The organism is Vibrio sp. OPT20 (assembly GCF_963889365.1).
In the GTDB taxonomy this organism is placed as follows: domain Bacteria; phylum Pseudomonadota; class Gammaproteobacteria; order Enterobacterales; family Vibrionaceae; genus Vibrio; species Vibrio splendidus.
The window spans coordinates 55,984-77,055 of sequence record NZ_CAWPOA010000035.1; the positions used below are offsets into that span (position 1 = coordinate 55,984).

The 21,072-nt window shown below is 44.0% G+C and carries 23 protein-coding genes and 1 pseudogene; 20 read left to right on the plus strand and 4 right to left on the minus strand.

The window, feature by feature from the left end:
• A pseudogene (locus tag AACR09_RS07580) lies at positions 1–238 on the plus strand (uroporphyrinogen-III C-methyltransferase); the annotation flags it as partial.
• Positions 239–295: 57 nt separating this feature from the next.
• Here the strand turns inward: AACR09_RS07580 and AACR09_RS07585 are convergent.
• Positions 296–847 (minus strand): DUF4174 domain-containing protein, encoded by a 552-nt coding sequence (locus AACR09_RS07585; protein WP_017079291.1) that lies wholly within the window; start codon positions 845–847, stop codon positions 296–298.
• A gap of 155 nt (positions 848–1,002) precedes the next feature.
• Between AACR09_RS07585 and AACR09_RS07590 the strand changes: the two genes are divergently transcribed.
• From AACR09_RS07590 to AACR09_RS07600, 3 genes are all read left to right on the plus strand, one after another.
• Positions 1,003–1,476 (plus strand): LabA-like NYN domain-containing protein, encoded by a 474-nt coding sequence (locus AACR09_RS07590; protein WP_004731130.1) that lies wholly within the window; start codon positions 1,003–1,005, stop codon positions 1,474–1,476.
• Positions 1,477–1,556: 80 nt separating this feature from the next.
• Positions 1,557–2,222 carry a response regulator transcription factor gene (locus tag AACR09_RS07595; RefSeq protein WP_017082140.1) on the plus strand — a complete coding sequence of 222 codons (666 nt, stop codon included), beginning with the start codon at positions 1,557–1,559 and terminating at the stop codon, positions 2,220–2,222.
• Positions 2,219–3,604 carry a sensor histidine kinase gene (locus AACR09_RS07600; protein WP_193836280.1) on the plus strand — a complete coding sequence of 462 codons (1,386 nt, stop codon included), beginning with the start codon at positions 2,219–2,221 and terminating at the stop codon, positions 3,602–3,604. The genes AACR09_RS07595 and AACR09_RS07600 overlap by 4 nt, the downstream gene beginning before the upstream one ends.
• A 194-nt stretch (positions 3,605–3,798) precedes the next feature.
• Here the strand turns inward: AACR09_RS07600 and AACR09_RS07605 are convergent, their stop codons facing one another.
• Positions 3,799–5,103: a dicarboxylate/amino acid:cation symporter gene (locus AACR09_RS07605; protein WP_004731136.1), complete on the minus strand. Its 1,305-nt coding sequence runs from the start codon at positions 5,101–5,103 to the stop codon at positions 3,799–3,801.
• Positions 5,104–5,651: 548 nt separating this feature from the next.
• Here AACR09_RS07605 and AACR09_RS07610 point away from each other — a divergent pair.
• The 7 genes from AACR09_RS07610 to AACR09_RS07640 all read left to right on the plus strand — a co-directional run bounded on the left by AACR09_RS07610 (position 5,652) and on the right by AACR09_RS07640 (position 12,883).
• Entirely contained in the window at positions 5,652–7,784 is a 2,133-nt protein-coding gene (locus AACR09_RS07610; protein ID WP_193836281.1) for a TonB-dependent siderophore receptor, read from the plus strand.
• A 179-nt stretch (positions 7,785–7,963) separates the two neighbouring features.
• Positions 7,964–8,731 (plus strand): DUF3450 domain-containing protein, encoded by a 768-nt coding sequence (locus AACR09_RS07615; RefSeq protein ID WP_017090377.1) that lies wholly within the window; start codon positions 7,964–7,966, stop codon positions 8,729–8,731.
• Positions 8,731–10,107: a MotA/TolQ/ExbB proton channel family protein gene (locus tag AACR09_RS07620; RefSeq protein ID WP_193836282.1), complete on the plus strand. Its 1,377-nt coding sequence runs from the start codon at positions 8,731–8,733 to the stop codon at positions 10,105–10,107. Before AACR09_RS07615 ends, AACR09_RS07620 begins: the two co-directional genes overlap by 1 nt.
• Positions 10,107–10,667, plus strand: a complete 561-nt coding sequence (locus tag AACR09_RS07625; RefSeq protein ID WP_193836283.1) for a MotA/TolQ/ExbB proton channel family protein — start codon at positions 10,107–10,109, stop codon at positions 10,665–10,667. The genes AACR09_RS07620 and AACR09_RS07625 overlap by 1 nt, the downstream gene beginning before the upstream one ends.
• The gene (locus AACR09_RS07630; protein ID WP_004731145.1) at positions 10,664–11,068 is read left to right on the plus strand and encodes an ExbD/TolR family protein; all 405 of its coding nucleotides are present in this window, start codon (positions 10,664–10,666) and stop codon (positions 11,066–11,068) included. The genes AACR09_RS07625 and AACR09_RS07630 overlap by 4 nt, the downstream gene beginning before the upstream one ends.
• Positions 11,069–11,087: 19 nt before the next feature.
• A complete protein-coding gene (locus AACR09_RS07635) occupies positions 11,088–11,708 on the plus strand; it encodes an energy transducer TonB (protein WP_017093558.1) in 621 nt (206 codons plus the stop codon).
• On the plus strand, positions 11,705–12,883 hold the full coding sequence (locus AACR09_RS07640) for a tetratricopeptide repeat protein (protein ID WP_193836284.1): 1,179 nt from the start codon (positions 11,705–11,707) through the stop codon (positions 12,881–12,883). Before AACR09_RS07635 ends, AACR09_RS07640 begins: the two co-directional genes overlap by 4 nt.
• Before the next feature lie 151 nt (positions 12,884–13,034).
• On the opposite strand, the gene AACR09_RS07645 is transcribed toward AACR09_RS07640, so the two are convergent.
• Complete coding sequence (locus tag AACR09_RS07645; RefSeq protein ID WP_099165171.1) at positions 13,035–13,358, minus strand: hypothetical protein; 324 nt, start codon at positions 13,356–13,358, stop codon at positions 13,035–13,037.
• Positions 13,359–13,775: 417 nt separating this feature from the next.
• Here AACR09_RS07645 and AACR09_RS07650 point away from each other — a divergent pair, with 417 nt between their 5' ends.
• The 9 genes from AACR09_RS07650 (at position 13,776) to AACR09_RS07690 (ending at position 20,552) form a co-directional block, all read left to right on the plus strand.
• Positions 13,776–14,405 (plus strand): PepSY-associated TM helix domain-containing protein, encoded by a 630-nt coding sequence (locus AACR09_RS07650; RefSeq protein WP_193836285.1) that lies wholly within the window; start codon positions 13,776–13,778, stop codon positions 14,403–14,405.
• A 97-nt stretch (positions 14,406–14,502) separates the two neighbouring features.
• Positions 14,503–15,021: a DUF2271 domain-containing protein gene (locus AACR09_RS07655; protein WP_108091492.1), complete on the plus strand. Its 519-nt coding sequence runs from the start codon at positions 14,503–14,505 to the stop codon at positions 15,019–15,021.
• Between the two features lie 100 nt (positions 15,022–15,121).
• A complete protein-coding gene (locus AACR09_RS07660; protein WP_017082149.1) occupies positions 15,122–15,958 on the plus strand; it encodes a DUF4198 domain-containing protein in 837 nt (278 codons plus the stop codon).
• Positions 15,959–16,074: 116 nt separating this feature from the next.
• On the plus strand, positions 16,075–16,410 hold the full coding sequence (locus AACR09_RS07665; RefSeq protein WP_004731159.1) for a hypothetical protein: 336 nt from the start codon (positions 16,075–16,077) through the stop codon (positions 16,408–16,410).
• Positions 16,407–17,036: a DUF6162 family protein gene (locus AACR09_RS07670; RefSeq protein ID WP_193836286.1), complete on the plus strand. Its 630-nt coding sequence runs from the start codon at positions 16,407–16,409 to the stop codon at positions 17,034–17,036. The genes AACR09_RS07665 and AACR09_RS07670 overlap by 4 nt, the downstream gene beginning before the upstream one ends.
• Positions 17,037–17,081: 45 nt before the next feature.
• Positions 17,082–18,017, plus strand: a complete 936-nt coding sequence (locus AACR09_RS07675; RefSeq protein WP_029225665.1) for a metal ABC transporter solute-binding protein, Zn/Mn family — start codon at positions 17,082–17,084, stop codon at positions 18,015–18,017.
• The gene (locus tag AACR09_RS07680; protein ID WP_108156524.1) at positions 18,017–18,751 is read left to right on the plus strand and encodes a metal ABC transporter ATP-binding protein; all 735 of its coding nucleotides are present in this window, start codon (positions 18,017–18,019) and stop codon (positions 18,749–18,751) included. The genes AACR09_RS07675 and AACR09_RS07680 overlap by 1 nt, the downstream gene beginning before the upstream one ends.
• Entirely contained in the window at positions 18,751–19,626 is an 876-nt protein-coding gene (locus AACR09_RS07685; RefSeq protein WP_004731167.1) for a metal ABC transporter permease, read from the plus strand. The genes AACR09_RS07680 and AACR09_RS07685 overlap by 1 nt, the downstream gene beginning before the upstream one ends.
• Before the next feature lie 2 nt (positions 19,627–19,628).
• Positions 19,629–20,552 carry an ABC transporter substrate-binding protein gene (locus AACR09_RS07690; RefSeq protein WP_193836287.1) on the plus strand — a complete coding sequence of 308 codons (924 nt, stop codon included), beginning with the start codon at positions 19,629–19,631 and terminating at the stop codon, positions 20,550–20,552.
• A gap of 140 nt (positions 20,553–20,692) precedes the next feature.
• Here AACR09_RS07690 and AACR09_RS07695 read toward each other — a convergent pair whose 3' ends face one another.
• Positions 20,693–20,923, minus strand: a complete 231-nt coding sequence (locus AACR09_RS07695; RefSeq protein WP_004731171.1) for a DUF2986 domain-containing protein — start codon at positions 20,921–20,923, stop codon at positions 20,693–20,695.
• Positions 20,924–21,072: the final 149 nt, after the last annotated feature.

Genomic DNA, 21,072 nt, shown 5'->3' on the forward strand with positions numbered 1-21,072 from the left:
CGTGTTTTACATGGGTCTGAAAGAGAGCCCGAACATTCAGAAAAACTTACTGGATAACGGTATGCGAGCAGACATGCCGGTTGCGATTATTGAGAATGGTACGCGTCAAGAGCAGAAAGTGTTCCGTGGTGGTTTGAGTGACTTAGCCAATCTTGCGAGCGTTGCAAAGAGCCCAGCATTGATTGTGGTAGGTAGCGTTGCCCAACTTCATGAAAAATTGGCTTGGTTTAACAAGTAAGCTTAATTGATTAATTTACAAGTTAGTGTGTTAAGCGACCGCTTAGCTGACTAAGAATCAAATACTGCAGCGGCTACTTTGTCGCTGCATTTCTTTTTGGCGCATAGGCATCTCATCAATAATGTTGGTGATAAGGTTCCAATCAGTCTTCCCATTCCATCGGTGCTTTTCTTTTCCGTCTTTACCTATCAAAACAGCAGTATGTGAGCCTTTCGGTATTCCATAGCTGTCGGTTACCGCCTCTAAGTTAAATTCTTCTTCAAGCCAAGTAGGAACTGTGTAGCCGCTTTCCGCGATGACTATGATAACCACGTCTCGTTCATCCAATTGACAGTTATTGATCAACACTTCATTGAGAAACTCTTTGACGGCAGAATCTTCTTTCGGTGCAAAATAGATCACACTGCGGTGCGGTAAGGCCTTGGAGTGAGAGTAGGCTGGGTAAGCGTGTAACGAGTTGACTGACAGAATCATAAACATAACCGCGCTTGTTAATAGAGTTTTCAGTGATTTGGATAGTGCTCTGGCTAATGCTGCACAGCAACGTGGCAACACTGAGCCGTTGCTGTCGCTGCGAAGATATGATCTGATTATTTGTCGGTACTGCATGTTCCACCTTCCTTGATAAACTCAAACAAGCTATGAGTTAAACTAATAACAACTACGTTAAGCATAGCTAATGAGTTCATTTTTATTAAAGAAAGCGGCTCGCATTTTAGAGTTGAATAGAATAGGGTATACGGAAAATCTAAAGGTATGAAATTATGGAAAACATAGCAATTTTGGTCGACGTTCAGAACGTTTACTACACAACGCGCGACAAATACCGTTCTAACTTCGACTATAACCAGTTTTGGTATGTTGCCACGGAAGGGCGTAACGTTGTGGCAGCTAATGCTTACGCAATCTCAAGCCAAGATCCAAAGCAGCGTCAATTTCACCATATCCTTCGTGGTGTGGGTTTTAATGTGAAGTTAAAGCCCTTTATTCAGCGCCGAGATGGCAGTGCAAAAGGCGACTGGGATGTAGGTATTGCGTTAGACGCGATAGAACTTGCAGAGACGGTTGATACGATTGTTTTGGTATCAGGAGATGGTGATTTCGAAATCCTTGTAGAGCGAATCAAAGAGCGTTTTGGCAAACCTGTTGAAGTGTATGGTGTTCCGGGGTTAACTGCTCAAAATCTTATCGATTCTGCCTCAAAATTTGTACCGATTGAAAAAGATTTTCTTCTATAGAGGAAATCCCGCACTTTATAATTGAAATCAATAATAACGATAATTAGAATGCAAACTGTTCTTATTTATCGGTGTGTGCAATGTCTCGCGTTTTAGTTGTTGATGATGATATCCAGTTGTGTGAGTTACTGGGTGAAGTATTGGAAAATGAGGGGTATCACGTTGATACCGTTCATTGTGGTGAATCTGCGCTAGAGTTTATTCAATCGAACCCTGTCGATTTGGTTCTACTAGACGTAATGCTTCCAAACTTGAGCGGAATTCAAGTGGCAAGGCGTATTTGTCAGCGTTTTGCTACTCCCATTCTTATGCTGACTGCACTAAACGACGATGCCTCTATGCTGGATGGCTACCAAGCTGGAGCCGACCAGTACATCGCCAAACCTTTCAATGTTCCTGAACTACTGACTCGCATCAAGGTGATCTTGCGCCGCGTTGGTTTTGAACGTCAAAGGCAATCTTTGGCTTCATCTAATCAGGGCTTGTGTGAACAACTTTCTCGTTTACCTCTCACGGGCACTGAAAAAGATCTGCTGGATTATCTTGTCAAAAATGACGGGATTGTCGTATCTAAATCTGACCTTCAAATCCATGTTCTAAAGAAAGAGCTTTGTCCTTTCGATCGTAATTTAGATATGCACATCAGTAATATACGACGAAAGCTTGTTCAGGCTGGCTTGTCTAAACAACACATCAAAACCGTTCGTGGTAAAGGTTATAGCTACCTAGAGTCGGTAGGGGTATGAGCCAAAAACTGCTGCGTTGCCCCGATTTTATTGCCAAGCGTAAGGATGGCTTAACTTTCCAATTATTCAGTTACCTGACCGTCATTTTAGTTAGCATTTTGATTCTGCAAGGTGTCGCTGAAAGAGCCTTGATGAAAGCGCTGCTTAAAGTACCTGAATCGGTAAAGTCTGAAATGCTCGACCTCGCCTACCAAGCCAATGTGCTGATTGAGGAAGGTGACATGGATGAGTTAGCCGACTGGGGTAATGCTCAAGGCTACTATCTGTTTGTTATCGACGAAAACAATCGACCCATTACTCATCGACACATGCACCCGCACTTTGAATTCAAACTCAAGTACTTGCGAACGTTAGATCACCAACTTAGTGATCGTGTGAGTAAGCCGATATTCGGCCTGCCACTCAATAACGATAAAACACTGGTTATCCAACTCCCACACCAGTTCCACCCGGCTAAATCCTTTGCGCCATATTCTTACATGTTGAAAGCGGTAATAGCTTTGATCGTGTTGTCTCTGTTCTCAATTATCATGGCGAAAAGCCTGCAGCAGCCGCTGGATAGATTAAGAGAAGCGAGCCGCAGACTTGCGCAAGGCGACTTCACTGTCAGTGTTGTTTCTGAGTTAAATTCCACGACGCGTGAATTCAACGAACTTGCTCATGATTTTGATCATATGACGGTAGAGATTAAGTCTCTCGCTGAAAAGCAACGCCGTTTGATTCGTGATGTGTCTCATGAGCTTAGAACACCATTGGCAAGGCAAAACCTCGCATTGCACCTGTTGCGCAGCAAGGTAGATGATAAGAGTATTGGCTTGCTTGAGCGGATGGAAAGTGAAACGGAAGAGATGAACAAGTTGGTGGGTGAGATCCTTGAATTCAGCCGTCTAGAAACGTCTCGCTATGACTCCAAGTCAAGCTTGATGCACCTTGAGCATTATTGTTCGATGCTAATCGCGCAGATGCAAAATGATTTAAAACCGAATCAAACTTTGATTGGTGATTTAGAGACGCCGACATCAATGGTTAATGTTGATGAAAGGTTGCTCCTGCGAGTTATCGGTAATTTGGTCAGTAACGCGATCAAATATGCGGGTGAGAATGCTCATGTTGTCGTGACTACCTATGAACTGTTAACCGATAAACGTTACAGTGTCATATCTGTAGAAGATGACGGGCATGGCATTCCTGATAACAAGATTGCGGGTATATTCGACCCGTTTACTCGCATAGAGTCAGCGCGCGATAAACAGTCTGGTGGTTACGGGTTAGGTCTTGCGATTGTTAAAGAAGCGATGGGTGTGATGAATGGGCAGGTTACTGCTGAGAATAGAGACGGTGGGGGGCTTAGAGTGAACCTTATGTTCCCAATCGTCGATTAGCTTTCTGTTTTTATCTGTCGTGTGCGCTTTAGATAACGATGACGGAAAGCGTGCTGAGAAACATTGCTTAGAAATATAGCCCAATAAAAAACGCCACTGCAGATGCAGTGGCGTTTTTGTTTATACGCTTATCAGCTAAGGCATAGCCATTAATTACGCCTTAGCTTGAAGGTAAGAGCGACAGAAAAGCTAGATTATGCCTGTTGGCGTGTTAGCTTAACTTCTTCTTCTTTCTCACCAGCAGCAGGGTCATTGAAGCGAGCTTCGTCAAAAGAACCTTCAGACTTAGCCACAATGATAGTTACGGCACTATCACCTGTGATGTTTACTGCGGTACGAATCATATCAAGAAGGCGGTCAACACCCATGATTAGAGCGATACCTTCAAGCGGTAGACCAACTTGGTTCAATACCATCGCTAACATAACAAGACCAACACCTGGAACACCTGCAGTACCAACAGACGCCAATGTCGCTGTTAGGATAACCATAAGGTAATCACCCATGGTCAGGTCGATGTTGTATGCCTGTGCGATAAATGCCGTTGCAACACCCTGCATGATAGCAGTGCCGTCCATGTTCACAGTTGCACCTAGTGGTACAGTGAAAGAAGCGACTTTGTTGTCTACGCCCATGCGGTTTTTAGCCGTTTCCATCGTTACTGGAATCGTTGCGTTTGAAGATGCCGTTGAGAATGCAAACATGATTGCATCTTCCATCTTACGTAAGAACGTAATTGGGCTTAGGCCTGTGAATCCTTTAAGCATTGCGCTGTAGGTAACCAAACCGTGTAGAAGTAGGGTACCAGCAAGCACTAAGAAGTATTCAGCCAGGTTCCAAATTGCGCCTAAACCAAGGCCAGAGAACAGCTTCGCCATCAAGAAGAACACACCGTAAGGTGCAAGGTTCATCAGAAGAGCAACAAGCTTCATGATCACTTCGTTCAAGTCAGAGAAAACCGCTGCGATACGCTCGCCAGGTTTACCCGCTGCACTGATTGCAATACCAAACAACACAGCAAATACGATAACTTGCAGCGTTTTGCCCTCAGCCATCGCCTGAATAGGGTTGGTTGGGAACATGTCGATGATTACTTGGCCCAAAGAAGGGGCGTCCGCTGATTTGAAAGAGCTCGCAGCAGTAAGATCCGCACCAGCTCCAGGTTGGAACAGGTTACCGATAGTGAGTGCTAGAGTGATAGCAACGGCTGTAGTACCGATATAAAGTGCAAGCGTTTTGCCACCCATACGGCCAAGAGTTGATAAGTCTTTAAGAGAGCTTGTACCGCACACTAGTGAAACGAAGACTAGTGGCACAACAAGCATTTTTAAACTGGCGACAAAAATCTGTCCGCCTACTTCAAAGAGTCCGTTAACGATGTAGTTGTTAACAAATCCGCTGTCTGCAAAAAGGGATTGAATGGCAAATCCCGTTAATATGCCAACGACCATACCGAGGATAACTCGACCAGTTAGAGACATAGGTTTCTTGGTATTCATTTAGAACACTCCTTATTATTTATAACTTTGATACCTTTTCAAAGTGAGCGGGAGATTAGCAGTCGGTTGATCAAATCGAAAAACAAAAAATGAGTTTGAAATTATAGATGTGATCAGAATCACTGATAATTGTGTAAATTAAACAAATAGAAACAAAATAATTCACCATATATTTACATTTATCGAGGGTTTTATACATCAATCAGTCGTTTCAAAGGTAGTAAATAAGACAAGACAGTATTTGTATTGATCTTGGCTGCTTAGATTGATCAGACCAATGACCTTATAGTGAAATGTTGAATTCATGTTTACAGATCTGCACGCTCAATTAACGTATTGAATTGATTTTTTTGAGCTAAAGAAAGTGTACGTTCAGTGGGCTTTACAAATCTTTACGAATGCAAAGAATGTAAATTTAATGCAAATGGTAATAGTTATCACTTATATTCACTCCCGAAATGATTCAGTGGTACCGGAAACGGTTCAACCGAGCACATCGAATAAATAACAAAGTGCTCGTACAAAAGAATAAAAGCGGAGTAAAGGACATGTTTTCAAAGAGCCCATTGGCCTTAGTGATCGGCGCAGTATTAGCTTCACCAGCAGTATTGGCAGAAACAGCAAAAACAGACGAGCACATGGTTGTTGAAGGTCGTGACTACGGTTACAAGGCCGACACAAACACTACAGCAATGCGCATGGAGGCGACTCAATTAGAGACTCCGGGACAAGTTTCAGTAATCGATGAGCAAATTATCGATGAACAGCGCGCAAGTACGTTAGGTGAAGTTCTTAAAAACGACGCATCTGTTGGTGCGGGTTCTAAGTCAACTAACCGTGAGCGTTTCACGCTTCGTGGTTTTAATTTGGAGAGTAGCTCTGGTTACCTGCGTGATGGTGTTCAACACTGGTCTCATTACCGCCAACCGGTAGAGCTTTTGGAGCGAGTTGAAGTATTGAAAGGCCCAGCTGGTCTACTTTACGGTAAGTCTGCTCCTGGCGGTCTTGTGAACATGGTTTCTAAGAAGCCAACCTATGAAACTCAAGTTAACGTAAGCCAAGATATTGGTTCTGATAGCTACACTCGTACTACTGCTGATGTAAGTGGCTCATTGAACGATGACCAAACTTTACGTGCTCGTCTTATTGTTTCACAAGAGAACCAAGACTCTTACCGCACACGTTTTGATGGCACAGATGTAGAGACTGACCGCTTTGTTGGTGGTCTATTTGTTGATTACGATATTAACGAAGACATCATGTTGTCAGTTCATTACGACCGCACAATCGAAGAGGGCGATTTAGACAATGGTTCTAAAATCGATACTTCTACAGGCAAGGCTATCGACCCTAACACGGTTAATGATCAACGCTTTGCTAAAACCGATAACGACGTTGCAAACTACGGTGCATCCGTAACCGCTAACTTGAACGACGCTTGGTCTGTGAAGACTGGCATCAGCCGTCAGTTCTATGAGCGTCAACGTACTGAATCTGATAACGGTGTAGATTCGCAGAAAGATAAAAGTGGCAACATTACTGGATATGGATACAAAGTATCAGATCGTCACGACGAGTGGACGTTTGACACGGCTTATGTAGATTTTACTGGTGATTTCGATGCACTAGGTGTAAACCACCGCCTACTTGTTGGTGTGAATGGTCTTCATTACGATTACGAGCGTTTATACGATTCTGGTTACACATGCGTTAACGCAACTGAAGCTGAAGCAGCTGCTGCATGTGGTAACGGCTTTGATATGCCTTCTAACGTTAGCTACAAGAACGACAATGAAGTGTCTCACTCTGAAAGCCAACACTACGGTCTTTATGTTCAAGACTTAGTAACGCTGACTGAACAATGGCAAGTACTTGGTGGCGTGCGTTTCGCTTACGACAAAACGACGAGCAGCTCTAATCAAGAAGAGAGCTACAACAACATTCTTCCTAAGCTTGGTGTGATTTATTCACCAGCGTCTAATGGTTCTATTTACGCGGTTTACTCTGAAAGTTTCGAACCTGTTGGCGAAATCACAGATAAAGATGACGTGAACTTTGGTCAGTCTCAAGATGCTAAGAAGGGCACACTTTACGAGCTAGGTTCTAAGTGGGAACTGTTTGATGAGCGTCTGTTTGTATCAGGAGCATTGTTCCAGATCACTCAATCGAATATGCAAGTGACGGAAGATCTAGACCCGGCAAGCAATAACGGCAAAGAGACACGCACAAGCCAAGTCGGTGAGCAAGTTCATACTGGTGTAGAACTGTCTGCTACCGGATACATGACTGAAGCATTCTCTTTGAGTGCATCAACCATGTTCTTGGATGCTGAATACCAAAATGACCCTGCACTTGAAGGTAAAACTCCAGCAGACGTTCCTGAGTTTACGGCTAGCATTTGGTCTACTTATGCATTCAATAACGGTACTGATGTAAACCTAGGTATTTATCATGTAGGTGAGCGTTACACAGAAAGCGCTAACACATTCAAAAAAGATGCTTACACTCGTGTAGACATGGGTGTGTCTCATACAATGAAGTATGACGAAAACCTAGATTTTGTTGCACGTTTCAACGTAGAGAACTTGTTTGATACAGATTACCTTGAAGGCGGCAGCACAAGTAGCGTAGTTGTTGGCGAAGGCCGCAACTACATGGCAACACTGCAGGTTAAATACTAATTTGTCTGTAGGATGTCATTGATAGCTTAAATACTAAGGGGAAGGTTTCGATTTTCCCCTTTCGTGATTCTGCTATTTAGTAAAAATATCCCTAGTAATGCGAGTGACTTTTAATGATAATGAGACTGCTTATCAATAAAACTCATTTGACCTTCTTCTTATAGTAAATGACTACAATTATGAATCTTTTAAAAACTAGCCTAGCGCTTGCGATCAGCTTGGTTGCAACGTCTTCGATGGCAAACAGCTTGGATCAAGCTCAATCAATTCAAAACAAGACCAATAACGCGTCGGCTTCGAGCCAAAAGGTTATTGATAAAAGCTCACAAGCGACTTTAATGCTGCAAGCTGAGATTGAGCGACTGCAAGAAGAAGTTAAAAACCTAGAAATCTATCACGATCACCTTGCTGCATTGGTTGAAAGCCAGAATCAAGAAGCTCAGAGCATTGAAGGGCAGATCGATGAAATTAAACTAACGCGTCAAGGTGTTGTGCCTTTAATGTACAAGATGATCGATGGCCTCCAAGAAGTTATTGAAAGTGATCTTCCTTTCAAGAAAAAGAGCCGTCTGCGTCGCGTTGAAAAGCTGAAAGCGATGATAACTCGTGCTGATGTCAGCGACGCTGAAAAATATCGCCGTATCTTAGAGGCGTATCAAATTGAAGTGGATTACGGTATTAAGCTCAGTTCTTATTCAAGCCGTGTCGAATTAAGTAAAGATAAAGTACTTGAAGTTGACGTTTTGCATCTTGGACGTATTTCACTAGTCGCTCGTAACTTGAATGGTACTCAATATTGGTCTTGGGACCAAAATAGCGCCCAATGGCAAGAGCTTGATTCTTCGATGAAATCTGAGTTGGACAAAGCGTACGATATTGCTAACAAGCAAGCATCTCCAAGCTTAATCACTTTACCTGTTTCTTTAACTGTTGCGGAGGTTAAGTAATGAACTTTAAGCCATTAGCAGCATTGCTTTGCATTACGTCCATTTCATTTTCTGCTTTCTCTGCATCAGACACGACTGCTCAACTAGTTAATAAAGCAAAATCAGAAAGCCGCACTCAAGCTTCTCACAACGTGGTGCGTGAGGCTGACTTCAAAAAGACAGAACAAGAACTCAAAGCCATCAAAGCACAGCTTGATGCGAAACGTACATCGGTTCAAAACGCGACAGACGTTCTAACGAGTACATTCAGTGATAACGAAAATAAACTGGCTCGTTTAGAAGAGAAACTGCGTTTAGAGACTGGTAGCTTAGGTGAGTTGTTTGGAGTTGTAAGACAAAACGCGAAAGATCTCGATCATGAACTATCTGACACCGTTACTAATGTCGATCGAGCTGTTTACACAGAAACTGTTTATGACATCGTGGACGCTAAATCATTGCCTTCGATGTCTCAATTAACAGGCCTTTGGTTAAGCATGATGGAGCAAATCAAAGCGAGCTCGGAGATAAGCAAATCGACTGTTGCTCTTGTTAATGATGAGGGAGTAACTGAAAGTGCAGAAGTTTATCGCCTAGGTTCTATTGGTTTGGTTGCAGAACCAGGTTACGTATGGTGGGACTCTAAGCACCAAGATGCGATTGTTTACTTGAAGCAGCCATCAAATGGTCCAACACTGGCGTCGCTTTCTACATTAGCTAATGGCGAAGTGTCTAACGTGGTAGTCGATCCCTCCCGTGGATTCATGCTAGATCAATTAGCTTTGGAACCAAGCCTAACTGACCGCCTTCAAGCGGGTGGTGTTGTTGGTAAAGTGATTCTTGGCTTGTTGGCAATTGGTTTAATCATCGCATTGGTTCGTGGTATTTCTTTGGCTATCGCTCGTCAGAAAATTCGCGCACAACTTAAGAACCCTGAACAAGCGGGCGACAACCCTCTAGGCCGTGTTCTTGCAGTTTACAGAAAAGAGCAAAACCAAACGGTTGAAGCACTTGAGCTACGTCTATTAGAAGCGGTCGTTGATGAACAGACTCACCTAGAGAAAGGTTTGTCGATGCTGAAACTTCTAGCAGCGCTCGCACCTATGCTTGGCTTGTTGGGTACCGTAACCGGCATGATCGAAACATTCCAAGTGATTACACAGTTTGGCAATGGCGACCCTAAAGTGATGGCGGGTGGTATTTCGATGGCGCTTGTAACAACCGTACTTGGTCTTGTTGCTGCAATGCCACTACTACTGGCACACAACATTCTTAGCACTCAGGCTGAAAACATTCGTAATATTCTTGAGAAACAAGGGATTGGCCTTGTTGCTGAACAGGCAGAAAAGACGGTTGAATCAAAAGCTGTTGTTTCACCAGTTGGGACTGCTGCGTAATGGGTATTTTGTCGGGTTCTCTATTACCAGCGAGTTGGTTAACGAGTGACTGGCTGCTGTCTTTATCAAGCTTTATGGAGCAGGGCGGTTTCGTCCTGTGGTGGCTAGCCGCTGTTGTCCTAGTGTATTGGGTGCTTGTGGTAGAACGTGTGCTTTATCTAGCGTTCTACTTTCCAAAGCAACGCCAAGCTTGGATTATAAAGTGGCATGAAAGAGAAGATCACTCTTCTTGGCATGCTAAAGCCATTCGTGAAGGTTGGTTAGGCCAAGCGAGTATCTTACTTAACCAAAACTTGAATTTTATTAAGCTGTTAGTCGCTATTTGTCCTATGTTGGGCTTGTTAGGTACCGTTACCGGTATGATCTCTGTTTTTGATGTCATGGCGACTCAAGGAAGTAGTGACCCTAAATTGATGGCTTCAGGTATCTCGTTGGCAACACTGCCAACCATGGCAGGTATGGTTGCTGCATTAGCTGGCATGTTTGTTCACGCTCGTTTAGCGAAAGTGTGTAACCGCTTAGAATTGAAATTAGAAAAATCTTTAAGGAGTCAACGATGAGACTCGGTCGACGTCATTCTAAAAACGAAGAGGCTCAAATAGACCTTACTTCGATGCTTGATATTGTATTTATCATGCTTATTTTCTTTATTGTGACCAGTTCATTTGTTCGTGAATCAGGGGTTGAAGTCAATCGCCCACAAGCTTCTAACGTAGTAAGCCAAAAAGATGCGGGCATCTTTGTAGCGATTACTTCTGCGAATGACATCTTCATCGATAAACGTGTTGTTGATGTTGAGCGTGTCCAAGCAACGTTAGAACACTTGTTGCTAGAACAACCTGATGCTTCTTTGGTTATTCAAGCGGATGAACACGCTTACAACGGTACGGTTGTTAAAGTGATGGACGCTGCTAAAGGTGCGGGTGTTAAAAACATTGCGCTTGCTGCTGAAAAGCGATGATCTTGGAGGATCTTCATAAATGATTCGCCTATTTCTTGCTTTACCGCTAGCGGGCGCATTGGGCTTAGCTCTGTTTTCTTTTATGGCTTGGATGGTCGATAATGGCCACCAACGTTCACCAGATAATAGTGAGACGTTAAGTTTCAATATGGTGATGGTGGAACAAGAACAAGAAGTCCAAAGAAGACAGCGTGCAGTCCCTGAAAAACCAGAAATGCCAGAGCCGCCACCGGAAGCGAAAACGTCTCAGTCACAAGCTGAAGTTACGCCTCTGAATTCGATGTCTTCACTGCCGTCATTGGATTTGAATACATCGGTTGATGGCTTAGCGATTAACGCGCCGACATTTTCTGATTTTGGGTCGAACCAACAGGCAATGCCTTTATATCGAGTAGAACCTCGTTACCCAGCGAAGGCGCTTAAACGTGGCGCTGAAGGTCATGTCATTATGTCTTTTACTATCGATGAGACGGGGCGCCCAGTTGATATTCAAGTCACTGACGCAAACCCACGTCGTATGTTTGAACGTGAAGCGATGAGAGCACTTAAAAAATGGAAATATCAACCGAAAGTCGTCGATGGAAAAGCGATAGCTCAGGTTGGTCAAACCGTGAAACTAGAGTTTAAGTTGGCAAAATGATGAAACAGATGTGGATATTAGTGGGCTTGTTGTTAATGCCCCTTACAACACAAGCAAAAGAGCTAACTCAATATACTGCTATTCGTGTTCAAAAGGCGCACAAGCTTGCTCAAGATGAACAGGTTAAGCAGGCGATTGACGTACTTGCAGGTTTGGAGCTTTCTAAAGGCTACGATAAAGCGTACGTAGCTCGCATGCTTGGTGTGTTTTACTGGCAAGATGGTAAAACCGACACGGCAATTAAGCAGCTTACTTATGCGGTCGACAGTAATTTACTGGTGGATGAACAGGCTTGGGTAACGAAACGCATGCTTGCTGATCTATTACTAAACGATCAGAAGTTTAAAAAAGCGCTTCCGCACTATTACGAGTTAGTAAAAACTGTGCCAGAAAAGGAAAAGAAAGACACGCTTTGGATGCGAATTGCACAAGCTGAATATCAAATTGAAAACTGGTCAAAAGTACTGGTGGCCATTGGTAATCGCGACAAGTTCAATTCAAAACAAGAGCTATCACCTTTATCGCTAAAATTGGGCGCTCAGCTACAGTTAAAGCAGTGGAAACAGTCTATTCCGACACTGGAAAGCCTCATTGAACTTCAACCAGAGAAAGATAACTGGTGGCGTCAACTTGTTGGTATTCAGCTAAGATTAGAACGTAATCGTGATGCATTAAACACGTTAGCACTGGCTGATCTACAAGGTGTTGAGCTGAAAAATTCAGATCGCCGCTTGTTAGCACAGCTTTACGCGAAACGCGGCATTCCAGAACGTGCAGCTCAAGAAATTAGCAAGCTAGATGATGCGAACAGCGACGTTCAACTTCTGGCAGAGCAAGCAACCTACTGGCAGCTAGCGAAAGAGTGGGACAATGCGATTGAAGTGTGGACGTTAGCGTCTAAAAAAGACACTCAATATCATTGGAATGTGGCTCAACTATTGGTTCAGCAAGGTTACTACGACCGAGCGCTTGTTGTTTTAGACAAAGTGAAAGACAAAAACAAACAGGCTGACGTTGCATTAGCAAAAGTGCGCTCATGGTATAAGTTAAAGAACCTAGACAACGCGCTTGCTCAAGCTAAGCGTGCGAACAACATTGAACCCTCTTCTGAAGCGAAAGGTTGGATTAAGTATCTGACTCAGCTAAGAACTGTGAGTGATAACGGAAACGTCTAACTGCTCATAGCAAACAGAAGACAAGAAGCTGCACATAAGAAATAAGAAAAGCAAAAGGGTGTCATTTTATGGTTCAAATGACACCCTTTTTCAATTTATCTCATAATTTAATCGGCTAGAGTCCATCTAGTTTTACTGTAGGATTAATCGATTACGGATCGCACATCGCCCCACTAGACGTTGCACTTTTAATTATTCCATTGGTGTCAGCGATCCAGTTTATCGTGCAATCACGAGAAGGGTTTTTAAAAGCGTGCAGAGTACTACCATCCTCTAATGTTTTTTGAGTCTCTTTCCATGCAAACGTTCGTGATTCCCAAAAGCTGATAGGCCGTGAGCGTTCGGTTAGGTAGCGTTCTTGTACTTCGGCTATGTCTGAACCTATGTACTTCTGGATATGTTCTTCCGTGCTGGCCACTTGGCTACTGCACGCTGTTATTAGCGCAGCAAAAACCAAAACAACAATAATACGCATGTCAAAATCCCTTTAAGCTTATTTAGCTCTCTTTCGTCGGTTGTTGATTCTACTTGTTGGCAACGTACATCCACCGACGAACCCATTGTTTGTTGATCTTTAAAGTGATCCAACCGCCGAATAGTCCCAATTCTCAATCGTTAAAGCCACTATTGCTACCTTAAACTAATCTCAATCAAGCATGTTTAGATTGAGTTTTTTTTGAGGCTTGAGCTTGTTATCAGTTAGCTCAAATACAACTTATCAATTGCCTCTAATACAAGTTAGCAAGAATATGCAAACAGTTCGATTACTTCCCATGTAATGTTATGTAAATTTCCTTACGCCGCTCGGCAAACGTAAACAATGTAAATTGAATGCCAATACGAATGATTATCAACTAAATTGACGCCATAAAATTTATAGGTATTGGTTTGTATGTCGTTAAAAAGTAGGGCGGTTCAATCATGGGCTCGTCGACTTCATGTTTATATTTCAATGGCGCTTCTGTTCGTTGTTCTTTTCTTCTCAGTGACAGGTATCACCCTTAATCGACCTGAGTTATTTGAATCAACTCAACCCAATATCCAACGGTCTACGTTAACGCTTCCTACAAGTTTATTTTCAATCCAAGACGGGCGATTAAAAGCCGACGAAACGGCCTTTGAAACCTTTCTGTTTGAAGAAGCCACCCTATCTGGCGTTCCTTCAGGTTTAGACATCTACGCCGAGATTGATGACGGTGAGTTGCTGATCGGTGAAGTGTCTATGGACTTCAAAGGACCGGGCTACAACGCTTCTGTGTTTGTTGACGTGGCGTCTGAAATGGTGGAAGTCGAAACCACCAATTACGGCGTTATCGCACTTTTGAATGATCTACACAAAGGCCGTAACAGCGGTGAAGTTTGGAAGTGGTTCATCGATATCACAGCGCTACTGATGATCTTCTTTGTACTTACAGGCGTGTGCTTACTGTTACCTAAGAAAAAAACACTGAATACCTCCATTAAATGGACGGTATTTGGTTCTGCAATCTCACTTGCTATCTATTTTGTCGCCGTACCTTAACCCCTCGTTAGCTTGATGAATTAGGCTGATGAGTCAGTTTAGTGAATCAGCTTGAAGAACGAACTAAAGGTTAAACGGATTTAAAAGGTTGTTAAACATGAAAAAAATGAACTGGAGCAAGGCGCTTCTTGCTTTATCTCTTTTGCCAAGCCTAGGTATGGCACAAGCGATCCCTGATACGGCAAAACTTGATGTGAACTTTAAGCTTCCAAAGATCGATACCTCTATGTACGCGCGTCCTTATGTGGCGGTATGGGTAGAGAACAGCGAACGAAATTCAGTGAAAACCATTGAGCTTTGGGTCGGTAAAGATGAATGGCTGAAAGATTTACGTAGCTGGTGGAGAAAGGTAGGACGTTACGATCGTGAACTGGTTGATGCTGTGACGTCTGCAACGCGTCCTGCTGGCCAGTACCGTTTCGTTTGGGATGGTAAGAGCGATGACGGCCAAGCTCTAGAGCAAGGCGAATACACGGTCCATATCGAGGTTGTGCGTGAACACGGTGGCCGCAATTACCTTCGTCAAAAAGTATCGCTAACGGATGTAAATGCTTCTTATGAGCTAAAGGCGACAGAAGAGACGGGTGAAATCAATCTGAACTACATCGCTAAATAGTAAGTGCGAACAGTAAAACCAAGCTGAACAGAATAGACAGTCGTCATCGTAGGCTCAGATAGAGCGACACGGCTAACAATTATAAATAATGGAATTGAACATGATGAAACAAACAAAAATTAAGGCACTTGCACTAGCGGGTGTTATGGCGTTCGGCCTAGCGGTTACGACAACGGCACAAGCTCACCCACGCTGGATTTTGCCATCACACTTTACCGTATCGAAAGAAGGCGGCGATTGGCTAACGTTCGACGTGACTGCATCTCACGGTACGTTTGTTTTTGATAAGCCTGCAGGCAGTGAAAATGCACATGTCATCATGCCTGATGGCCGTAGCGAACGTCCTAACTTTGTTGTTCGCGGCAAACGTCGTTCAATCTTTGATTTCTACTTTGAAGAAGAAGGCACGCACAAAGTGGCGATCAACAATGAGCCTTCTTACTACACGCAATACAAAGCGGGTCGTCGTGACACAGTGAAATGGGTCAAAGCAAACAAAGCGGAACGTGATTCAGTTCTTCCAGAAAAATCGCGTGACGTGGTAACACAAATTAGTTTCACCCGTGCGGAAAGCTACATCACAGTGGGTAAGCCATCGGATTCAGTATTTAAGATTGAAGGCAAGCTACTTGAAATGAAGCCAGTCACGCATCCTTCAGACATCATTGAAGGTGAACCTGTGACATTCCAATTCTTCTACAACGGTGAAATTCAAAAAGACGTGAAAGCGGAAATCACTCGTGAAGGCACGCTTTACCGCAACCACCAAGAACAGATTGATGTAGTGAGTGATGAGAACGGCGAAATCACGTTCACTCCAGACGTGGCTGGTCGTTACGTAATGAAAGCGAACTACAAAGGTGAGTTGATTGACAACCCTCTGGCAGACAAAGCAAGCGCGAACGTTCACCTAACGTTCGAAGCACTGCTTCAATAATCTGTGATATCGGGGCTCGATCCCTGATTAAGTAACCAAAAAACTTAAGGGCTCATTTGAGCCCTTTATCGCTCAGTTAACTTCTGAGAATTTGCACTGTGGCTAGGGTACGAACCATGACAATAAAAACAAAACTAAAATCGATAATCACTCCATGCTTGGCACTGGGACTTGGTTTCGCTGCATTACCTGCGCAAGCACACTTTCCATTGATGAGCTGCTGGTTTGAAGGCACAACCGTGGCTTGCGAAGCGGGCTATTCAGATGGTAGCAAAGCGATTGATTACGCGGTTCAGATGTACGACTACGAAGACAACTTGATTGCAAAACAGATGACCGATAAGCGCTCTATTGTTGAATTTCCAAACCCAGATACTGAGTTTTACCTTGTGTTTGATTCAGGCCACGAGTTTCCTGTTGAAGTCGACGTTGTAGAGATCAGCGAGAAATGATGATTCAAGGCGTACGTGCTGACACGGGTGGCAGAGAAGGCAAATGGGTAGGGCTGATCATTGTGTTCATTCTGAGCTTTGCTACGGTCGCGATCCCATTTCATCAAGCAGAATCCCACGTAAAAGCGGTACTTGATCATCAAATTCTGGTGACCGATGTTGAACAAGAAAACTTGGCAATGTTGTCAGAGCTGCGTTTAGCGCATGAAGAGATTCGTGACCTACGTATGGACTCAGACGGCGAATGGCCAAGTGTTTCGTCACTTAAAGATGAATGGGTCGCGCCATTTGTTGAAGACCAGAGTTGGAAGCGCAAAGGTTCTCATACTTGGTTATTGGACGAGCGTGGTTACTACTTTTCTACGCCAAGCGAATACGCTACACCAAGTGAACAAGCTACATCAAGTGAAGATACTGCACCAAGTGAATATGCTGCACAAAGCGATCATGGCTTTGCTGACTCCTTTATTTTAAACGCGAACAGCGTTTCACCTGAAATCTGGATTTTCTTTGGTGGCGTCGCAAGTCAACCGACTAATTTTGATGAGAACACACTGGAATCTGCAGGCTGGAAAATGGTCGTCAATGAATCAGAAGTTGAACAGCATGATGCTTCTTCTCATTAAACAACCCGGCTTACAAAAATGCTCACTAATAATAAGAGATTTACTATGCGAATTATGACTCTATTGATGTCGTTATTGGCGGTGTTAATGACACCCAATGCATTGGCAAAAGAATATAAGATCGATAGCGATAAGCTGACGATTGGTATCACGCTTCAGCCTTACTACAGCTACGTAAAAGCCGTGGTAGGTGACAAAGTGAACATTCTTCCATTGGTTGATGCTGGCTTTAATCCGCATAACTACTTACCACAACCCAATGATTTGAAGCGATTGAGCCAAATGGATGCCATCGTGGTAAACGGTATTGGTCACGATGATTTCGCGCTTAAAGTGATTTCAGCCGCGCAACGTGATGACTTAGTGGTGATCGAAGCAAACAAAGAAGTGCCTCTACTTCCCGCATTAGGCCAGTCTGTTGGTCAAGGTGCTGTGAACCCGCATACCTTTGTTGGGCTTTCGACAACGATTCAAAAGGTTTACACCATCGCGAGCGAAGTCTCTAAGCTCGACCCAGACAACGCGGCTTTTTATCGTAAGAATGCACGTAAATACGCAAAGCAATTTCGCTTTATGAAGCGCGATGCGATGTTGTCATTAGGTGAGCTAGATACATCAGGTATGAAGGTAGCGACTACGCACAATGCGTATGGCTACATCCTTCAAGAATTTGGTGTGGATGTCGCGGCGGTGATTGAGCCTGCACACGGTGTTGAACCGAGTGCGAGCCAACTTCAAGAAACGATCGAGAAGATCCGCGCATCGGGTATTGATGTTCTGTTCTATGAGCTCAACATGCCAAACCGTTTTGTTGACACCATTGAAGCGGAAACGGGCGTTCAGCTTTACCGTTTCTCTCACATGACGCACGGTGAATATGAAGACGACAAAGTCGAAGTTGAGATGAAGAAGAACCTCGAGACGTTAATCGAAGCAATGAAATTTGCGGCGGCGAACCAAGCGAAAAGCGGGAACGCATAATGCTAGGTCCTTCAATTTCAATCAATCAACTTGGTCTGCAATACGACAACAACGTCATTCTTGACGATATTTCACTAGAACTTAAAGCGGGTGAGTGCCATGTGATCATGGGGCCAAACGGCGGTGGTAAAACCTCTTTGCTACGCTCTGTTCTTGGTTTGACGCCTTTCTCTGGTCAAATCAATATTCATTGGCCAGAAAAGCCAAGCATCGGTTACGTTCCACAAAAAGCGACCTTCGAATCAAGCTTACCTTTGACGGTAATGGATTTTGTATTGCTTAACCAAACTCGAATTCCGCTATTTTGGCGTCGTAAGTCTAAGCAGTTGGATCTCGCATTAGCACAATTGGATCGTGTGGGAATGGCGACTCGTAGCGACCGCCGTATGGGCCAGTTATCGGGCGGTGAACAACAACGTGTGTTGTTTGCACAAGCGCTATTGGATAACCCAAGTTTATTGGTGTTGGATGAACCAACGACCGGCATGGATGAACAAGGCGTTCGTTATCTCGAATCGCTTATTCGTGAATGCGTTGATGAAGGTCGCACCATTCTTGCCGTTCATCACGATGTAACCGCAGTGCGTCGCCTTGAAGCAAATGTACATGTTGTGAATCGATTCTTGGTTGATAGTGGTCCACATGAACAGGTACTACACCCAAGTAAGATTGAAAGCTTGTTCCAGCATTACAGCAGTGGCGTAGCTATCGTTAAATCGAAGGAGGTTGCGTAATGGATTGGTTACGACAACTTGCCATAAGTGGCGTTGAAGCGGGTTGGTTATCAGACAGCTTCATGTACGCGTTCATGGTGAATGCCTTGGTTGCGGCGCTATTACTCGGCCCGTTATTAGGTGGCCTTGGTACTTTGGTGATTGCAAAGCGTCTGGCTTTCTTCTCTGAAGCGGTAGGTCACGCTGCATTAACCGGTATTGCTATCGGTGTTTTGCTTGGTGAGCCACCAGAAAACCCAATTATTGGTCTGTTCAGTTTCTGTATGATCTTTGCTTTGCTTCTTCATTTTGTAAGAAACAGAACCAATGTGCCATACGATACTTTAGTCGGCGTTTTCCTTGCGCTCGCTTTAGCGGTCGGCGCGGCATTGTTGATGTACGTGGCGCGTAAGATCAACATTCACATGCTTGAAAACGTGCTGTTTGGTTCGATTCTCACGGTAACAGATCAAGACTTAGCGATTCTCGCAGGCAGCTGCGCACTCATCATTTTGCTCTTGATACCGACGTTCAACCGTATTCTTCTCACTTGTATTAGCCCTGATATTGCCAAGGTTCGTGGCTATAACACCAGCTTTTATGACTACTTGTTTGTCATGATGATTACTTTGGTGACGATTGCAGCAGTGAAGATCGTGGGTGCGGTTCTTGTTGGGGCATTACTGCTCATCCCAGGCGCGACGGCTCGACTGTTGACAAAACGCATGGGCAGCTTTGTTTTGCTTTCTGCGTTGCTGGCAACCATCGCGTGTTTGGTCGGAACGGTATTACCGATGGAGCTTAAACTGCCAGTGCCATCGGGCGCTTCAATCATCATCGTTTCTGCAACGTTTTTCCTAGCGGCGACGCTATATCGAATTATAAGAAAGGCATAACCATGACTTCTTTGATGAATCGTATTTCAAGCTCAGTAAAAACAGCGACTCAAGTGAGTGCACTTAGTAGTCTATTGTTGGTTGGCTCAATGGTGTCTATCAGCGCTAATGCTGAAGATATCCTCACCAGTACGCCTGTGACTTATGCGCTAGCGACAGAGCTAACCAAAGGCACAGACATTACGACTGAATATCTACCACCAAAACGCTACGGTATTGATCGTCTGCCTAACTGGTTTGGTACTAAGGGGGCGAGCAAAGTCCTTCAATCAGGAGAAAAGGCGACCGTTGCACTAACGCTGTCATCTATCTGGCAAGCTGATCCTACATTTGTATACGCAAGACAAGGCAACATCCGTTTGGTTGAGGTGGATGCTGCTCAAGCGATTACACCGCGCGCGCAAGGTGTCGCTGCTCTGACGTTATCAAATGGTGAAGTGTCTAAATACGCGTGGTTAAACCCAACCAATCTAACGCGTATGGCGGCAATTGTGGCTGATGACTTTAAGTTGTTGTGGCCGGCGCAAGCTGAGACCATTGATAGCAACCTACAGCGTGTAATGCTTGATGTGCGTGAACTGATTAACAAGCAACAAGCGGTGTTATTGGATAACGACGTAGATTCAGTCTTGTTGCTTTCAGAAAGCTTGGAAGATTTCGCTTCAGGTAGCCAACTGTTTGTTGAAGAGCGCATGTTCAAAGCAGAACTGGAATGGACAGATCAAGACAAAGCGAAACTCAAAGCGATATTTTCAGAAGACGATGCACTGTGGTTAGTCACAGCGAAAAAGCCAACGACGTTGATTAAGTCACTGGTACCGAATGAGCGAATTCTTGTTGTTGATTCCGTAGACCGTTGGGGAAGAGCGGGGATTAACGCAAAAGCGCCATTTGCTCGCTGGGAAGTTGAGCCTTTCAAAGGTTAAGTGGCTAAAACAAGTTAGCTAATAAACCGCTCGTTCAACAAATGCGATCAAAAAAGCAGCCCAAATAGAGGCTGCTTTTTTTTGTTCTTGTCCGTTGGCTCTGGTCAGAGTGCTGGGCAAGAGTACTGCGAGTTTAAAACTTACTCTGCAGCTTTTGTCTCTTTAGTTTCGATACCAGCTTCTTCCGATTCAACAGAAGCTTCAACTGTGCCTTCAGCTTGCTCTTGAGCGGCTTTCGCTTGCTCTTCAGCTTCCATTTTTGCGCGGTCAGCTTTAGAAATATAGCGAGGCTTGTTGCTACCATGCAGTTTAGACGTCGCCTGTTTCTGTCTTTTCTTTAGAATTTGATTGATTTTTTTCTTACGGTTCATTGCTGCATAGCCTTGTATTTAGTTTATGCGGTGGAGGATAATCATTTTAGATCTAGAACTCAATATTTACATGCTATCCAGCAAGGAAAATATCACTATGCAGGCAGTCGAAACCGCACGCTTACGATTAAGAATGATCGCACCTCAAG

Excerpts from the sequence above, each read along its gene's own strand:
- AACR09_RS07660 (WP_017082149.1), top strand. The coding sequence starts at position 15,122 with ATGATGAAACAAACAAAAATTAAGGCACTTGCACTAGCGGGTGTTATG.
- AACR09_RS07675 (WP_029225665.1), top strand. The coding sequence starts at position 17,082 with ATGCGAATTATGACTCTATTGATGTCGTTATTGGCGGTGTTAATGACA.
- AACR09_RS07590 (WP_004731130.1), top strand. The coding sequence starts at position 1,003 with ATGGAAAACATAGCAATTTTGGTCGACGTTCAGAACGTTTACTACACA.
- AACR09_RS07695 (WP_004731171.1), bottom strand. The coding sequence starts at position 20,923 with ATGAACCGTAAGAAAAAAATCAATCAAATTCTAAAGAAAAGACAGAAA.
- AACR09_RS07595 (WP_017082140.1), top strand. The coding sequence starts at position 1,557 with ATGTCTCGCGTTTTAGTTGTTGATGATGATATCCAGTTGTGTGAGTTA.
- AACR09_RS07605 (WP_004731136.1), bottom strand. The coding sequence starts at position 5,103 with ATGAATACCAAGAAACCTATGTCTCTAACTGGTCGAGTTATCCTCGGT.
- AACR09_RS07645 (WP_099165171.1), bottom strand. The coding sequence starts at position 13,358 with ATGCGTATTATTGTTGTTTTGGTTTTTGCTGCGCTAATAACAGCGTGC.
- AACR09_RS07680 (WP_108156524.1), top strand. The coding sequence starts at position 18,017 with ATGCTAGGTCCTTCAATTTCAATCAATCAACTTGGTCTGCAATACGAC.
- AACR09_RS07690 (WP_193836287.1), top strand. The coding sequence starts at position 19,629 with ATGACTTCTTTGATGAATCGTATTTCAAGCTCAGTAAAAACAGCGACT.
- AACR09_RS07630 (WP_004731145.1), top strand. The coding sequence starts at position 10,664 with ATGAGACTCGGTCGACGTCATTCTAAAAACGAAGAGGCTCAAATAGAC.
- AACR09_RS07635 (WP_017093558.1), top strand. The coding sequence starts at position 11,088 with ATGATTCGCCTATTTCTTGCTTTACCGCTAGCGGGCGCATTGGGCTTA.
- AACR09_RS07640 (WP_193836284.1), top strand. The coding sequence starts at position 11,705 with ATGATGAAACAGATGTGGATATTAGTGGGCTTGTTGTTAATGCCCCTT.
- AACR09_RS07625 (WP_193836283.1), top strand. The coding sequence starts at position 10,107 with ATGGGTATTTTGTCGGGTTCTCTATTACCAGCGAGTTGGTTAACGAGT.
- AACR09_RS07655 (WP_108091492.1), top strand. The coding sequence starts at position 14,503 with ATGAAAAAAATGAACTGGAGCAAGGCGCTTCTTGCTTTATCTCTTTTG.
- AACR09_RS07670 (WP_193836286.1), top strand. The coding sequence starts at position 16,407 with ATGATGATTCAAGGCGTACGTGCTGACACGGGTGGCAGAGAAGGCAAA.
- AACR09_RS07685 (WP_004731167.1), top strand. The coding sequence starts at position 18,751 with ATGGATTGGTTACGACAACTTGCCATAAGTGGCGTTGAAGCGGGTTGG.
- AACR09_RS07620 (WP_193836282.1), top strand. The coding sequence starts at position 8,731 with ATGAACTTTAAGCCATTAGCAGCATTGCTTTGCATTACGTCCATTTCA.
- AACR09_RS07610 (WP_193836281.1), top strand. The coding sequence starts at position 5,652 with ATGTTTTCAAAGAGCCCATTGGCCTTAGTGATCGGCGCAGTATTAGCT.
- AACR09_RS07600 (WP_193836280.1), top strand. The coding sequence starts at position 2,219 with ATGAGCCAAAAACTGCTGCGTTGCCCCGATTTTATTGCCAAGCGTAAG.
- AACR09_RS07650 (WP_193836285.1), top strand. The coding sequence starts at position 13,776 with ATGTCGTTAAAAAGTAGGGCGGTTCAATCATGGGCTCGTCGACTTCAT.
- AACR09_RS07665 (WP_004731159.1), top strand. The coding sequence starts at position 16,075 with ATGACAATAAAAACAAAACTAAAATCGATAATCACTCCATGCTTGGCA.
- AACR09_RS07615 (WP_017090377.1), top strand. The coding sequence starts at position 7,964 with ATGAATCTTTTAAAAACTAGCCTAGCGCTTGCGATCAGCTTGGTTGCA.
- AACR09_RS07585 (WP_017079291.1), bottom strand. The coding sequence starts at position 847 with ATGCAGTACCGACAAATAATCAGATCATATCTTCGCAGCGACAGCAAC.